The following is a 13611-nucleotide window of genomic DNA, read 5'->3' as shown; positions in this document are numbered from 1 at the left end:
GAGAAAACGTGAGCAGCAGAGAAAAAGAGCAAACTATCGCCCTAACCGCCATCTTTCAAGCGGCAGAATTAGTATCAATTCTAGCGAAAACAGGCCAAGTTGATAATGCCAGCCTACAACCATTATTAGACAGTTTATTAATGGTTAATGCAGCCTCTACCGAAGATATTTATGGCGGCCAATGGGATTGCTCAACCAATCTTGCTTTAGGAAGAAAAATCTCTCGTCAAGCATTAGGCAAGGAACGCAGCAGTGTGAACCCCGACACCTTGAGGTACGCGCTTAGTTTGATTCACCTTGAAAACAAGCTCGCTAAAACGCCCGAAATGCTGTCGACTATCGGGCAAAAAATTGCTCAAATCGAACAGAAAAAAGCCCATTATGAGAGCGTTCTACACGAAAACATGTTGGCGTCGATTTCAGGAATGTACCAAGATACCTTAAGTAAATTATCTTTTCGCATTCAAGTACATGGCGACAGTCGCTTCTTACAGCAACCGCAAGTCGCTAACCAAGTTCGGGCTATTTTGATGTCGGGCATTCGAGCCGCAATGCTATGGCGACAACTTGGCGGCAAACGCTGGCATTTGATTTTTAAAAGAAAAGCATTATTGAATGCTCTAGAGTCACGAACTTAATTTAAAAAGGCCCGATGGGTCTTTTTTTATGTCTCATAAATCACCTTTAATAAGCAATTGGCACTTAAATTGGTTCAATAAAAGCCTTAGTGAATAATTGAAATCAATTTCCACTATATCTGAGAGCCAATATCTCTATGTTGGTTTTTTAGGTAGTATATCGTACAAATTTTTAACCTGTGCGGGTTAACCTGTAAGAGCAGTTTAAATTAGGGAATGGCGGCTAAAAGTCATCTTCGATTCAATAGGCTAATGCCTGAAATGTTAGGGGAATTACATGTCAACGAAACAAACCATTTACTATACATTTACTGATGAGGCGCCAGCTCTGGCAACCGCGTCTCTGCTTCCTATCTTTGGCGCTTTCGCGAAAGAAGCAGACATAGAACTAAAACTAACGGATATCTCTTTAGCAAGTCGTGTTATCGCTGCTTTTTCAGACTTACTTCCTGCAGACAAACAAGCAGAAGACGGCCTACAGTTCCTAGGTGATCTAACAGCAAACCCTGAAGCGAACATTGTGAAACTGCCTAACATCAGTGCTTCTTTGCCACAGCTTTACGCAACAATCAAAGAGTTGAACGCAGAAGGTTACGGCCTTCCTGAATACCCAGAAAACCCACAAACAGACGAAGAAAAAGACGTTCAAGCGCGCTACTCTAAAGTGCTTGGTAGTGCAGTAAACCCTGTTCTTCGTCAAGGCAACTCTGACCGTCGCGCGCCAGCGGCCGTTAAAGGCTTCGCTCGTAAAAACCCTCATTCAATGGGCAAATGGAGCAAAACATCTGTTTCACACGTTGACTACATGCGTGATGGTGATTTTTACTCTTCTGAGCAGTCCACTACTATGGATTCCGCTCAAACAGTTAAGATTGAATTCGTTGCGAAAGACGGCTCTGTCGAAGTGAAAAAATCCCTTCCTCTGCTTGCTGGTGAAATCATCGACAGCATGAACATCAGCACTCAAAAGCTTCGCGCTTTCTTTGAAGCATCACTACAAGAAGCGAAAGAAGACAACATCATGTGGTCTGTACACTTAAAAGCCACCATGATGAAAGTGTCTCACCCAATCGTATTTGGTCACGCGGTCACAGTTTTCTACAAAGACGTTTTCGAAAAATACGGTGAGCTTTTCAAAGAAATCGGCGTTAACCCAAACAACGGTTTGGGTAGCGTTTACGATAAAATTCAAAGCCTTCCAGAAGCGAAGCAAGAAGAAATCAAACAAGCCATTCAAGACGTTTACAAAACACGTCCTGAACTAGCGATGGTAGACTCAGACAAAGGCATCACTAACCTTCACGTACCAAGCGACGTAATCGTTGATGCTTCTATGCCTGCAATGATCCGTAACTCTGGTAAAATGTGGGGCCGCGATGGTAAAGCACACGATGCGAAAGCCGTCATTCCAGACAGCACTTACGCACGTATTTACCAAGAAACCATCAACTTCTGTAAAACTAACGGCGCATTCGATCCAGTTACAATGGGTACAGTGCCAAACGTTGGCCTAATGGCTCAAAAAGCAGAAGAATACGGCTCTCATGATAAAACCTATGAAATGAAAGCTGACGGCGTGATGCGCGTTGTGGATGCAAACGGCAATGTCCTAATGCAGCACAATGTTGAGAAAGGCGATATCTGGCGTGCTTGCCAAACCAAAGACGCTGCTATTCGCGACTGGGTAAAACTAGGTGTTACTCGTGCCCGTCAATCTGACACACCTGCTGTTTTCTGGTTAGAAGACGTTCGTGCACACGATAACGAGCTACGTAAAAAAGTAGAAACTTACCTAAAAGACCACGATACAAGCGGACTAGACATTCGCATCATGTCTTACAACGAAGCAATCCGTTTCTCTATGGAACGCATTATTCGCGGTAAAGACACTATTTCCGTAACAGGTAACATCCTACGTGACTACCTAACTGACCTGTTCCCAATCTTAGAATTGGGCACGTCTGCGAAAATGCTGTCTATCGTACCCATGCTAAATGGCGGTGGTATGTACGAAACAGGCGCTGGCGGTTCTGCTCCTAAGCACGTTCAACAGCTTGTGAACGAAAACTACCTTCGCTGGGACTCTCTAGGTGAATTCCTAGCCGTAGCGGTATCTTTCGAAGAGCTTGGTATTAAGCACAACAATGAAAAAGCAAAAGTTCTTGCTAAGTGCTTAGATAAAGCGACTGGCAAATTGCTAGACACCAACAAGTCTCCTTCTCGCAAAGTGGGCGACATTGATAACCGTGGTAGCCATTTCTACCTAGCGTTGTACTGGTCTCAAGAACTTGCGGCACAAACGGAAGATGCAACCTTGGCAGCGAAATTCGCTCCTCTTGCTAAGCAACTTGCCGATAACGAAGACAAGATCGTTGCTGAACTTGCGGCAGTACAAGGCAAGCCTTCTGGCTTATCTGGTTACTACCACATGGATCTAAATGAAGTGGCTAAGATCATGCGTCCTAGCGCAACGTTCAACGGTGCCCTATCTTCTCTATAAGAAGACAGACCTAAGACAAACATTTTGTCTTTAAAGTGAAATCAAAGCCCCAAGTAACTCGCTTACTTGGGGCTTCTTCATTTTGTTGGAAAAATCATCAACAAAACAAAGCTAATACCTTTCACGCCATAGAAGTGCGCCCCCCTTTTGCCTATAATAGCCGCTCCCTGAAAACCATGTTCGAGGCGTTATCTCAATGGAATTAACTAGCTTAAATGCAATTTCCCCTATCGACGGTCGTTACGGATCGAAAACAAACGTACTACGTCGCTCCGTGAGCGAGTATGGTTTGCTGCGTATGCGAGTCATAGTCGAAGTTCGCTGGCTACAGGCTCTTGCCAAACACCCACAAATTATCGAAGTTCCAGCATTGAGCAATGAAGCGAGCGCTTTATTAGATCAATTGGCTGAAAACTTCAGTGAAGCTGATGCACAAGCCATTAAAGACATTGAGAAAACCACGAACCACGATGTCAAAGCGGTAGAATATTTTATTAAGAACAAAATGGCAGACAATGCAGAACTTGCGGCTATCTCTGAATTTGTTCACTTTGCTTGTACATCTGAAGACATCAACAACTTATCTCATGCATTGATGTTGCGTGAAGCATTGGAAGAAGGCATTGCTCCAGAGCTTAAAAACGTTATCAAAGCCGTTCAAGATCTAGCGATTGAGCACGCAGAGCAATCTATGCTGTCTCGCACGCACGGCCAAACCGCTTCCCCAACCACAGTTGGTAAAGAAATGGCCAACGTAGCAGCACGTCTTAGCCGTCAACTTAAGCAAATCGAAAACGTTGAATTTTTAGGCAAAATCAACGGCGCTGTGGGTAACTACAACGCTCACCTTTCGGCTTACCCAGACGTTGATTGGCAAGCACACGCTGAAGCCTTCGTGACTTCTTTAGGTTTGACTTGGAACCCTTATACGACTCAAATCGAACCACATGATTACATCGCCGAGTTGTACGATGCAATTTGCCGTTTCAACACCATCTTGATCGATTTCGACCGCGATGTGTGGGGCTACATTTCAATGGGATTTTTCAAGCAAAAAACCATTGCTGGCGAAATTGGCTCTTCTACTATGCCACACAAAGTTAACCCAATTGACTTCGAAAACTCTGAAGGCAACTTGGGTATTGCGAACGCGATCATGGGTCACTTGAGCGCTAAGTTGCCAATTTCTCGCTGGCAGCGCGACCTAACCGATTCTACGGTTCTTCGTAACCTTGGCGTTGGTTTGGCTCACAGCTTAATTGCTTATCAAGCAACCCTAAAAGGCATTAGCAAATTGGAAATCAACGCGCCTCGCCTTGAAGCTGACCTTAACAATGCATGGGAAGTTTTGGCTGAGCCAATCCAAACCGTTATGCGTCGTTACGGCATCGAATCTCCATACGAGAAACTAAAAGAGCTAACACGCGGACGCACTATCGACCAAGCGACAATAGAAGCTTTTGTCGATACGCTAGACATGCCTGAGCAAGCCAAAGCCGAATTGAAAGCGCTAACACCAAGCACTTACATCGGTAATGCGGTGGCACAAGCAAAAGCGATTCGTAACTGAGATTGATGCTTTAAATAACAGCACTAAAAAGAGCCGATTTATCGGCTCTTTTTGCCTTTAAAGCAGCCAACCTGTAGTAATACATATCACTACTTTATTTGTTCTTTTTTGATGAGCGATTTATGACAGACCTAAATACACCGTTGACTATTCTTGGTGGCATCACAGCCCAAACCTTTATTGATGAATATTGGCAGAAAAAGCCTTTGTTGATTCGCGGTGGTCTTGTCGACTTCACTTTACCTCTAGAAGCCGATGAGCTTGCTGGCATGGCAATGGAGGAAGAAATTGAATCTCGTATTGTGATCGAGAACGGCTTAAGCCCTTGGGAAACACGCCAAGGGCCATTTAACGAAGATACTTTTGCAACCTTACCAGAGAAAGAATGGACCCTATTAGTTCAAGCCGTTGACCACTGGGTACCAGAAATTCAAAACCTAAAAGAGCAATTTGAATTCTTACCAAGCTGGCGCTTAGACGATGTGATGGTCAGCTACGCGACAGAAGGCGGCAGCGTTGGTCCACATTACGATCAATACGATGTGTTCTTGGTACAAGTATCTGGCAAACGTCGCTGGCAGGTTCTCGCTCCAAATGAGTATGAAGATTCAGCAATTCCAAATATTCAGCTGCATATTCTAGACAACTTTCCTGTTAATCCCGACATGGATTGGGAGCTAGAATCGGGTGATATTCTCTATTTGCCACCTAACTTTGCTCACAACGGCCGTTCACTAGACGACGAGTGCATGACCTACTCCATCGGTTTCCGTGCGCCAAGCATGCAAGATGTCTTAACTGGGATTCGCGATAAACTCTGTGAAACGGACAATGTGAAAGATCGCTTTGCCGCGCCTGAAACAGCCAACCGTCAGCACAGCGCTCACATCAGCAAAGACGACATCCAGTACTTACAAACCGAATTAGCTCGCCTTATCAATCAACCTGACCTACTCGCTGAGTGGTTAGGAGAAACAATGAGTGAAAGCAAATACCCAGAATATCTGGCACCATTAAATCAAGAAGAAGTAAACGACGCGTTTAGCAGTGCAACACAAGGTCAAACCTTCATCCGCCCTGGTGATGCACGTATTTGTTATTATGCCCAACAGAATGCTGAAGATAACGGCAAGATTCGTGTGTTTTGCAATGGCGAAAATCTGCTTGTTGATGCAGAGCTAACAGGTTTTATTGAAGCCGTTTGCCACCAAATTGAATTCGATTTCTCAGGCTTGGATTTGACACAACATACGGATCTAGAGCCTCTTGTACGCTTTCTAATTCGTCAACAAGGTTTAATTGAATTAGTTGCAGCAGCAGAAGAAGAATAAAAGACCGTATATTAAGGGACTCACATGAAGGTATTAACGTCAGACTGGAACAGCAGCAAAGATCAACTGACCTTTGTGCGAAAACAAGTCTTTATCATTGAGCAAGGTATTGACCCACAAGACGAATGGGACGAGCTAGACGAAGACGCCGTTCACTTTGTTTCCTTTGGTACAACAGCCGTTCCGACGGGAACCTGCCGTTTAACAGACAATGGCCAAATTGGCCGTTTGGCAGTTCTACCCGCTTATCGACATCAGGGCTACGGTGAAATGCTGTTAATTCGTGCAGTGAAAGTCGCCAGAGAAATGGGCATTCGCAAAGTGTTTTTACACGCTCAAGTTGACGTACAAACCTTCTATGAAAAGCAAAACTTTCATACTGATGGCAAGGTTTTTTTAGAAGCCGGAAAAATGCACATCCGTATGGAACGAGACATTTAACCAAAGCCTTTGATAACGCTGTTTAGGCATCAGAGGCTGACGTTAATCTTTGCAATAATACCTCTTTCGCATGGGCAACCCTTGCTTGTCGTAAGGCGCTTGATGCCCAAATCAAATAATACTGCATTGTATAGGTTCCGACAGGCGCTGGGACTTCCATCAATTCGCCTTTTGCAATCTGCTCACGACATAAAAACTCAGGCATCACAGACCAACCAACGCCTTTAGTTAGCAAATTACGCAAAGCTCGCAGATCTTGACTGACGACCGTGGGAATAATTTGCTCTGTTTTAATACGGTTTTTTAATAGCCACTTATCGATCAAAGATAACTCTAGGTTGTACGCTAAAAGAGGCGCGTGACTAATTGCATGGCTAAAATCATCCGCTGCGACCAACGCCTTGACGACCGAAGGCGACGCCACAGCAACCACTTCACACCTCAACAGCGTTTCGCTTTGCAATCGACTGTCTGTCACTGGGTGTGCCGAAATACCAAGATCGCAGTGCCCTTCTAGTAACATACTGGTAATCATTGGCCCATCGCCAGTATGCATTCTTACTCGAATCCCAGCCTCAATCAGAGGCAGTAACTCTGCCGTTAGAACTTCGGCCATAAAGTCAGCATGGCCAATAATTTGCAAAGCACCAGCTACCCCCACCGAACGGAATCGTGCGGAAGATAACGCCGCTTCGGCCGCATCCAGCTTATCTCCTACATCGGCCGCTAGTTCATCCGCCGCTGATGTAGGCATGACACCCGCAGGTTGACGCTCAAACAAAGGCCGACCAACGGCGACTTCAAGACCAGCAATGTGCTGAGAAACAGCAGGCTGGGTTAAGTTAAGTGAACGAGCGGCCCCACTGATAGAGCGCTGACGATAGACCTCAACAAAAGTACGCAATCGTGAAAGAGACATAACCCCTCATAAATATATTTATACCCCTACCAAAATAGCATTGTTGGCGTGTCATCACTACTGGAGATTACTATATGGACATAATGAGTAAGAGAGTATTAACAGCTTGAAAACAACCCAAGCTACCTTGATTACATATATTTAAAGGAGGACATTATTATGACACCTGCAAGCGAACATTTAGATTTATTAAACACATTAAGTAAGATGAAAGAGCACAATATGGCAGAAGGTCCAGCCAGTGCAGAACTACGCAAAGATCGATTACAGCGTGCGATTAAATTAATTAAAGAAAACTACCGCGACCTAAGTGACGCCATGAGCAAGGACTTTGGTCATCGCAGTGCTTACCAGTCTGCCACTGCAGACATTGCTACTACGATCAAATTACTAAAAGACGCCATAGAAAATTTATCTATTTGGATGCAGGATCAGCCTGTGGAAGCCCCTGAGCCAGGAATGAAAGCCTGGATTCAGCATCAGCCTTTGGGGGTTGTCGGCATTATTAGTCCATGGAATTTCCCTATCAACCTTTCTTTTGGCCCACTGGCTAGCGTATTTGCTGCTGGCAATAGCGCTATGTTGAAGCCATCTGAACTAACTCCCAAAACTTCTGCGTTATTAGCTGAACTGGTTGCCCGTTATTTCACACCACAAGAGCTAACCGTTGTATTGGGTGATGCCGAGGTCGGCAAAGCATTTAGCGCTCTGCCTTTCAATCATTTAGTCTTTACAGGGAGCACCGCGGTTGGCAAACACATCATGCGCGCTGCCGCTGATAACTTAGTCCCCGTCACTCTAGAACTTGGCGGTAAGTCTCCAGCCATGGTGGATGAAGACGCCGATATCCCCCAAGCCGTAGAACGTATATTAACGGTGAAAACCTTTAATGTTGGGCAGATCTGTATTTCACCTGACTATATGATGATTCCAGAAAACAAAGTGGACTCCTTTGTCGAAGCTGCAAAAGCCTTTGTTAAACATAGCTTTCCAACCATGCAAGACAACCCTGATTACACTTCAATTATCAGTGAAAATCACTACAAACGTCTTATTGGGTTACTTGATGATGCTAAGAAAAAAGGTGCCAATGTCATCAGTCTAGCGGCTGAAGGCGAGGTAGATTATGACGATAGAAGTCGTAAGATAGCGCCATTTCTCATCTTTAATGTCACCGACGATATGGACATCATGCAAGAAGAAATCTTTGGCCCTCTGCTTCCAGTGAAAACTTACGCTAAGACAGAGGAAGCAGTGGCTTACATCAACAATAACCCACGCCCATTGGCAGCTTATTACTTTGGTGATGACACTGAGCGTCAACAAGCCTTTGCCCGTAACACTATCTCTGGCGGCTTAGTCATCAATGACGCCATGACACATGTTTCTGTCGAAACCCTCCCTTTTGGTGGTATAGGTCCATCAGGCATGGGGGCTTATCACGGCATCCATGGCTTTAAACGCTTCACTCACGAAAAAGCCGTTGTATTGCAAAGCGAAGACGGAGCTTCAGGTAAACGCCTGCGAGCACCGTACAAAGATAAACAGGCTGCGCTTGAAGAAATACTAAATAGCTAAGCCCATCAACTTGCAGCTCTTGGCAACAAAAAAAGCGAGTCATCCAGATTGGACCGACTCGCTTTTTACGCATTTTTTGAATACGTTAAAGTTAACGCTTTGCCTTAAGCTATGTCATTAAACAATAGCGATTAGCTCAACATCAAACTGTAGTACAGAGAAAGGTTGAATCATTGCGCCAGCGCCTTGAGCACCGTATGCCAATTCAGCTGGAATAGTAAGACGGTATTTCGCGCCTTCTTTCATCAACTGAAGACCTTCAGTCCAACCAGCAATAACGCCAGTTAGAGGAAATTCAATTGGCTCGCCACGAGCAATAGAGCTATCGAATACTTGTCCATCAATCAAACGGCCTTCGTAATGTACACGAACAGTCGCTTCACGGTTTGGAGTTGCACCCGTACCTTCTTCAAGAATTTCGAACTGCAAACCACTTTCTGTCGTTTGAACGCCATCTTTAGCTTTGTTTTCAGCAAGGAAAGCTTCGCCCGCTTTAACTGTCTCTTCAGACGCTGCACGGCTTTTCTCTTCCATTTTTTGCTGTAGTTCAGCAAAAGCAGCTTCTAGCTCTTCACCAGGAACGCGCATTTCTGCACCATTCACAGCGTCTTCAATCGCAGCAAAAAGATGCGTTAGAGACAATTCACCAAGATCACTACCACGCAGCTGATCACCAATTTGACGACCAATGCCGTATGCGATTTTTGCTTCGTTAGAGTCGAACGACAGTTCAGACATGATTACACTCTCTTATTTATTAACTAAAAAATTGAACGCGTATCATAACATAGGCAAATCTTATGGGCTTCTCCTCAAACGCCACAATTCCTAAAATTACTTTGGTAAAAATATATTTATCAGCGCCATAGATTTATTAAATGATATTCATTATCATTAAAGGCGTCGTTATTCATTCTGGAGTGCGCTATGAAAACCAAAATATTTATCCCATCTCCTAAGCGTTACACAAACGATAAACAACCAACAGATTACTGGGGGATATTGTTTATTAGCTTTATTTTTCTTTCATCAATAAGCTGTTTTTTATTCGCTAATCACAGTGACAGTAAAAAAAGCCAAAACCTATCGGCTAATGATCATAAAACAAGCACAGTAATAGTTGACGCAGATCAGAGCAGCAAAAGCTAAAAGGATTAAGCTATAAGGCAAATCAAAAGAGGATCTTGTCATGCTACCTAAAATCAACACTATTGTTTATGCCTGTGATCTAGATGCAAAAACCCAAGCAGCCATGGAACTTGTCTTAAGCTTAGCGAGTACACATAAGGCAAAAGTCATCATCATGCACGCCATAGAGCCACTAAATGCTCAAGCGTCTAACATGATCAACAATTACATTACTGAAGACGTTAGAAGCGAAATGCGCAAAGAAGCGCTCACAGAAATTGATGGTCGTATGAAAAGATTACTATCTGAGTTTATGGAAAAATATTCAGCAGAGCTTTCAAATCTAGAAACACCACCAGAAACCGTTATTGTTAACGGTGTCCCATCTGAATCAATCCAACGCTTAGCAGAAGAAAAAAAGGCGGATTTAATAGTAATGAATAGCCGAACACACGGACGTCTAAGCCAAATGATCATTGGTTCAACCGCAAATAAAGTCATTCATACCAGCTCAATTCCTGTGTTAGTTGTGCCAATTAAATAGCAGACAACTCTAGTCACACTTCTCTGCGTTCGATACACTTACTGTATATATAAACAGTAAGTGTATTTATGATTCTTTATATCGCCGAAAAACCCAGTCTTGCCCGAGCCATTGCCGCTGCCCTTCCCTCGCCTCAAAAAAAAGAAGAAGGTTGTATCTGGCTGCCTAACGGTGACTGCATCAGTTGGTGTATCGGTCACTTACTAGAGCAAGCGGAACCCCACCAATATAATCCGGTCTTCAAGTCTTGGAATTTAGACCACTTACCTATTATTCCAACTGACTGGCAATGGCAAGAAAAAGCCAACACCAAAAAACAGCTGGGTATTTTAAAAAGACTGATCAAAAAAGCAACAACACTGGTTCACGCCGGCGACCCGGACCGAGAAGGGCAGCTTTTAGTCGATGAGGTTTTGCACTATACAAAAACACCAGCTCAAAAGCTAAAGAGCACTCAGCGACTGCTAGTAAATGACTTAACTCCGTCCGCCGTCAAAAAAGCATTAAACAATTTACGCTCCAACAATGAGTTCGCAGCTCTTTCTCGTTCAGCATTAGGGCGTGCTCGCGCGGACTGGTTGTTTGGACTGAACCTAACTCGGGCTTATACTATCAGAGGCCGCCAAGCCGGCTATCAGGGCGTTTTATCAATTGGACGAGTACAAACCCCAGTATTGGGGTTAGTCGCAGCGAGGGATAAAGAGAGAGAAGCCTTTGTTCCCAAAGATTTTTATCAAGTTTGGGCAAGTATTCAGACACCACAAGGCGCTGTATTTCAAGCCAAGTGGTTACCCAGCGAAGCTTGCCAACCCTACATGGATGACGAAAATCGTGTGCTCAGCTTACCTCTGGCACAAAACGTTGCCAACCGTATTAGCAATAAACCGGCGATTGTCATTGAGGCAAACTACAAACAAAAAAAGCAAACGCCACCTCTGCCCTATAGCTTGTCAGCCTTACAAATCGATGCAGCAAAAGCTTTCTCTCTGTCGGCGCAACAAGTATTAGATACTTGCCAAACGCTTTATGAACGCCATCAAATGATCACCTACCCAAGATCCGATTGCCGTTATTTGCCGACTCAACAACATAAAGATGCGCCTGCTATTATAGCGGCTCTCGCACGATCAGGTGGGGAAGCTCAGCAAGGTGCTCAGAACGCTGACACATCACGAAAAAGTAAAGCTTGGAACGATAAACAAGTCACTGCTCACCATGCCATTATTCCAACGGCTCAAGCTCACAAAGCCGCATCTCTTTCTAAAACAGAAGCTCTGGTTTTTAACTTAATTGCTCGACAATATCTCATGCAGTTTTATCCTGAGTACGACTATCTAGCGTCTTATATTAAACTGGAAATTGAAGGTGGGCTATTTGAGGCAAAAGGCAACACACCTATTTCTCTAGGTTGGAAAAGTCTTTTACCGAATAAGAGCAAAGCAAAAGATCCAGATGATGAAAGCCAAAATGAGCTCCCAAAAGTAAATAAAAACGAAGAGCTATGGTGTACACAAGGCCAAGTTCAAGAAAAGGTCACTACGCCGCCAGCTGCTTTCACGGATGCAACCTTACTTGCCGCTATGACAGGCATCAGCCGGTTTGTCACAGACAAAGACATTAGAGCCATCCTAAAAGAAACCGATGGGCTTGGCACCGAAGCCACTCGCGCCAGTATCATAGAGTTACTTTTCAAACGCGGATTTTTGATGCGACAAGGTAAACAAATTCACGCCAGCCAAACAGGCCGCGCCTTTATTGATTGTTTACCAACACAATTGGTCACTCCTGATATGACGGCGAAATGGGAGTCTGCTCTTAACAGCATCAGTCTTGGGGAAGCGAGTTATCAAGAGTTCATGACAAACTTAGAAGGCAACTTAAACCAGTTGCTTAGCGCTTCACGTGACATGCCAACGTCCGCCTTGCAAAACTTGCCTCCACCAACTAAAAACCCTTTTGCTAAACGCAAAAGCACAGCAAGTAAAAGAGCATCGGGAACAAGAAAAACAACAGGAGCAAAAACGAGCAGCACAAAAATAAAAAGACGCTCAAAAGCGTCTTCTTAATATAATCAATAGGTTTTAAACTCGCTTACCAATCAACCAATAGCAAGCCACACACCAACACCAATCATCAATGTGCCAGCAATGCGGTTCATGATACGTACATTTCCACTTTGCATAAGGAGAGACTTCAATGTTCTTCCACCTGTTGCATAAATCAGCAAGCACGTAAATTCTAAAGTCAGGATGATTGCAATCAGTACGACCAGCTGGCTTGCTAAAGAATGGCTCGCATCCAAAAATGGAGGCAATAAGGCGACAAAAAAAGCCCAACCTTTCGGGTTAGCAATAGCAGTTACAAAACCTTGGGAAATCAAATCAAACCGAGATGCTGGTTTACTGTCTGTCGAATCCGCTTTAATCGCCATTTTGCCTTTAGACAGCCACATTTGCAGGCCAACATAAGCAAGATAAGCACCACCAAGATATTTTAATACGACAAATACACTAGGGTAATTCAGCAACAAGGCAGCGACGCCAATAGCCGATAAAATAGCCACCATGGCAACACCAACTAGCTCGCCTAGCATCATCCATAGAGCGCGTTTAACACCAATCGTCATGCCCAATGTCATAGCCAGTGTCATACACATGCCAGGTGTAACAGACACAAAAAAGAAGGTCGGTATAAATGCAGAAAGCAGTGCTAAATTCACAAAAGATCCTTATCTAAAATAGCTGAGACTTAAGAAACAAAATTCTCATGAGTAAAGATAAGTAGCAAGCATTTAACTATACATATCGTAGAAAAATTCGCTTGATAAAGGAATGCTGGTATTGCGCGGATTAAAAACGGACCCTGTAACAGATTCCGTGTAACTGCCATTTAGTTAAGGTGCTTTTCGAGACGTTCCTCGAACTCAATAATAAATCGACTCATCGCTTGGCGCCAGTTCTGA

The 13611-nt window shown here is 44.1% G+C and carries 12 protein-coding genes; 9 read left to right on the top strand and 3 right to left on the bottom strand.

Annotation, left to right across the window (positions count from 1 at the left end; translation table 11 throughout):
• The first annotated feature begins 8 nt into the window (after positions 1-8).
• The 5 genes from hflD to AC2A4J_RS08095 all read left to right on the top strand — a co-directional run bounded on the left by hflD (position 9) and on the right by AC2A4J_RS08095 (position 6480).
• Positions 9-638: a high frequency lysogenization protein HflD gene (hflD, locus tag AC2A4J_RS08115; protein WP_484175612.1), complete on the top strand. Its 630-nt coding sequence runs from the start codon at positions 9-11 to the stop codon at positions 636-638.
• A 277-nt stretch (positions 639-915) separates the two neighbouring features.
• Positions 916-3138: an NADP-dependent isocitrate dehydrogenase gene (locus tag AC2A4J_RS08110; RefSeq protein WP_484175611.1), complete on the top strand. Its 2223-nt coding sequence runs from the start codon at positions 916-918 to the stop codon at positions 3136-3138.
• A gap of 196 nt (positions 3139-3334) precedes the next feature.
• Positions 3335-4708, top strand: coding sequence for an adenylosuccinate lyase (purB, locus tag AC2A4J_RS08105; protein ID WP_255825792.1), 1374 nt, complete (start codon positions 3335-3337; stop codon positions 4706-4708).
• A gap of 122 nt (positions 4709-4830) precedes the next feature.
• Positions 4831-6039, top strand: coding sequence for a JmjC domain-containing protein (locus tag AC2A4J_RS08100; protein WP_484175610.1), 1209 nt, complete (start codon positions 4831-4833; stop codon positions 6037-6039).
• Between the two features lie 24 nt (positions 6040-6063).
• A complete protein-coding gene (locus tag AC2A4J_RS08095; protein WP_205113867.1) occupies positions 6064-6480 on the top strand; it encodes a GNAT family N-acetyltransferase in 417 nt (138 codons plus the stop codon).
• 22 nt (positions 6481-6502) lie between these two features.
• Here AC2A4J_RS08095 and AC2A4J_RS08090 read toward each other — a convergent pair whose 3' ends face one another.
• Positions 6503-7399, bottom strand: a complete 897-nt coding sequence (locus tag AC2A4J_RS08090; protein ID WP_484175609.1) for a LysR family transcriptional regulator — start codon at positions 7397-7399, stop codon at positions 6503-6505.
• A 159-nt stretch (positions 7400-7558) separates the two neighbouring features.
• Here AC2A4J_RS08090 and AC2A4J_RS08085 point away from each other — a divergent pair, with 159 nt between their 5' ends.
• Positions 7559-8977 carry a coniferyl aldehyde dehydrogenase gene (locus AC2A4J_RS08085; RefSeq protein ID WP_484175608.1) on the top strand — a complete coding sequence of 473 codons (1419 nt, stop codon included), beginning with the start codon at positions 7559-7561 and terminating at the stop codon, positions 8975-8977.
• Between the two features lie 117 nt (positions 8978-9094).
• On the opposite strand, the gene bamJ is transcribed toward AC2A4J_RS08085, so the two are convergent.
• The gene (bamJ, locus tag AC2A4J_RS08080) at positions 9095-9715 is read right to left on the bottom strand and encodes a BamJ family beta-barrel-assembly machinery protein (RefSeq protein WP_255825797.1); all 621 of its coding nucleotides are present in this window, start codon (positions 9713-9715) and stop codon (positions 9095-9097) included.
• A gap of 189 nt (positions 9716-9904) precedes the next feature.
• On the opposite strand from bamJ, the gene AC2A4J_RS08075 reads away from it, so the two are divergent.
• From AC2A4J_RS08075 to AC2A4J_RS08065, 3 genes are all read left to right on the top strand, one after another.
• Positions 9905-10126 (top strand): hypothetical protein, encoded by a 222-nt coding sequence (locus AC2A4J_RS08075; protein ID WP_484175607.1) that lies wholly within the window; start codon positions 9905-9907, stop codon positions 10124-10126.
• Between the two features lie 40 nt (positions 10127-10166).
• Positions 10167-10649 carry a universal stress protein gene (locus AC2A4J_RS08070; protein WP_484175606.1) on the top strand — a complete coding sequence of 161 codons (483 nt, stop codon included), beginning with the start codon at positions 10167-10169 and terminating at the stop codon, positions 10647-10649.
• A gap of 68 nt (positions 10650-10717) precedes the next feature.
• Entirely contained in the window at positions 10718-12715 is a 1998-nt protein-coding gene (locus AC2A4J_RS08065) for a DNA topoisomerase III (RefSeq protein WP_484175605.1), read from the top strand.
• Between the two features lie 32 nt (positions 12716-12747).
• Here AC2A4J_RS08065 and AC2A4J_RS08060 read toward each other — a convergent pair whose 3' ends face one another.
• Positions 12748-13368, bottom strand: coding sequence for a LysE family translocator (locus AC2A4J_RS08060; protein ID WP_255825802.1), 621 nt, complete (start codon positions 13366-13368; stop codon positions 12748-12750).
• Between the last annotated feature and the right edge of the window lie 243 nt (positions 13369-13611).

The organism is Marinomonas sp. ATLA20, assembly GCF_057180105.1.
The sequence above is the reverse complement of the archived record's forward strand: the minus strand, read 5'-3'. Positions and strand labels throughout refer to the sequence as shown.

Bases quoted from the DNA above. Each gene is read 5' to 3' on its own strand.
- AC2A4J_RS08110 (WP_484175611.1), top strand. From the start codon at position 916: ATGTCAACGAAACAAACCATTTACTATACATTTACTGATGAGGCGCCA.
- purB (WP_255825792.1), top strand. From the start codon at position 3,335: ATGGAATTAACTAGCTTAAATGCAATTTCCCCTATCGACGGTCGTTAC.
- AC2A4J_RS08100 (WP_484175610.1), top strand. From the start codon at position 4,831: ATGACAGACCTAAATACACCGTTGACTATTCTTGGTGGCATCACAGCC.
- AC2A4J_RS08095 (WP_205113867.1), top strand. From the start codon at position 6,064: ATGAAGGTATTAACGTCAGACTGGAACAGCAGCAAAGATCAACTGACC.
- AC2A4J_RS08090 (WP_484175609.1), bottom strand. From the start codon at position 7,399: ATGTCTCTTTCACGATTGCGTACTTTTGTTGAGGTCTATCGTCAGCGC.
- AC2A4J_RS08085 (WP_484175608.1), top strand. From the start codon at position 7,559: ATGACACCTGCAAGCGAACATTTAGATTTATTAAACACATTAAGTAAG.
- bamJ (WP_255825797.1), bottom strand. From the start codon at position 9,715: ATGTCTGAACTGTCGTTCGACTCTAACGAAGCAAAAATCGCATACGGC.
- AC2A4J_RS08075 (WP_484175607.1), top strand. From the start codon at position 9,905: ATGAAAACCAAAATATTTATCCCATCTCCTAAGCGTTACACAAACGAT.
- AC2A4J_RS08070 (WP_484175606.1), top strand. From the start codon at position 10,167: ATGCTACCTAAAATCAACACTATTGTTTATGCCTGTGATCTAGATGCA.
- AC2A4J_RS08065 (WP_484175605.1), top strand. From the start codon at position 10,718: ATGATTCTTTATATCGCCGAAAAACCCAGTCTTGCCCGAGCCATTGCC.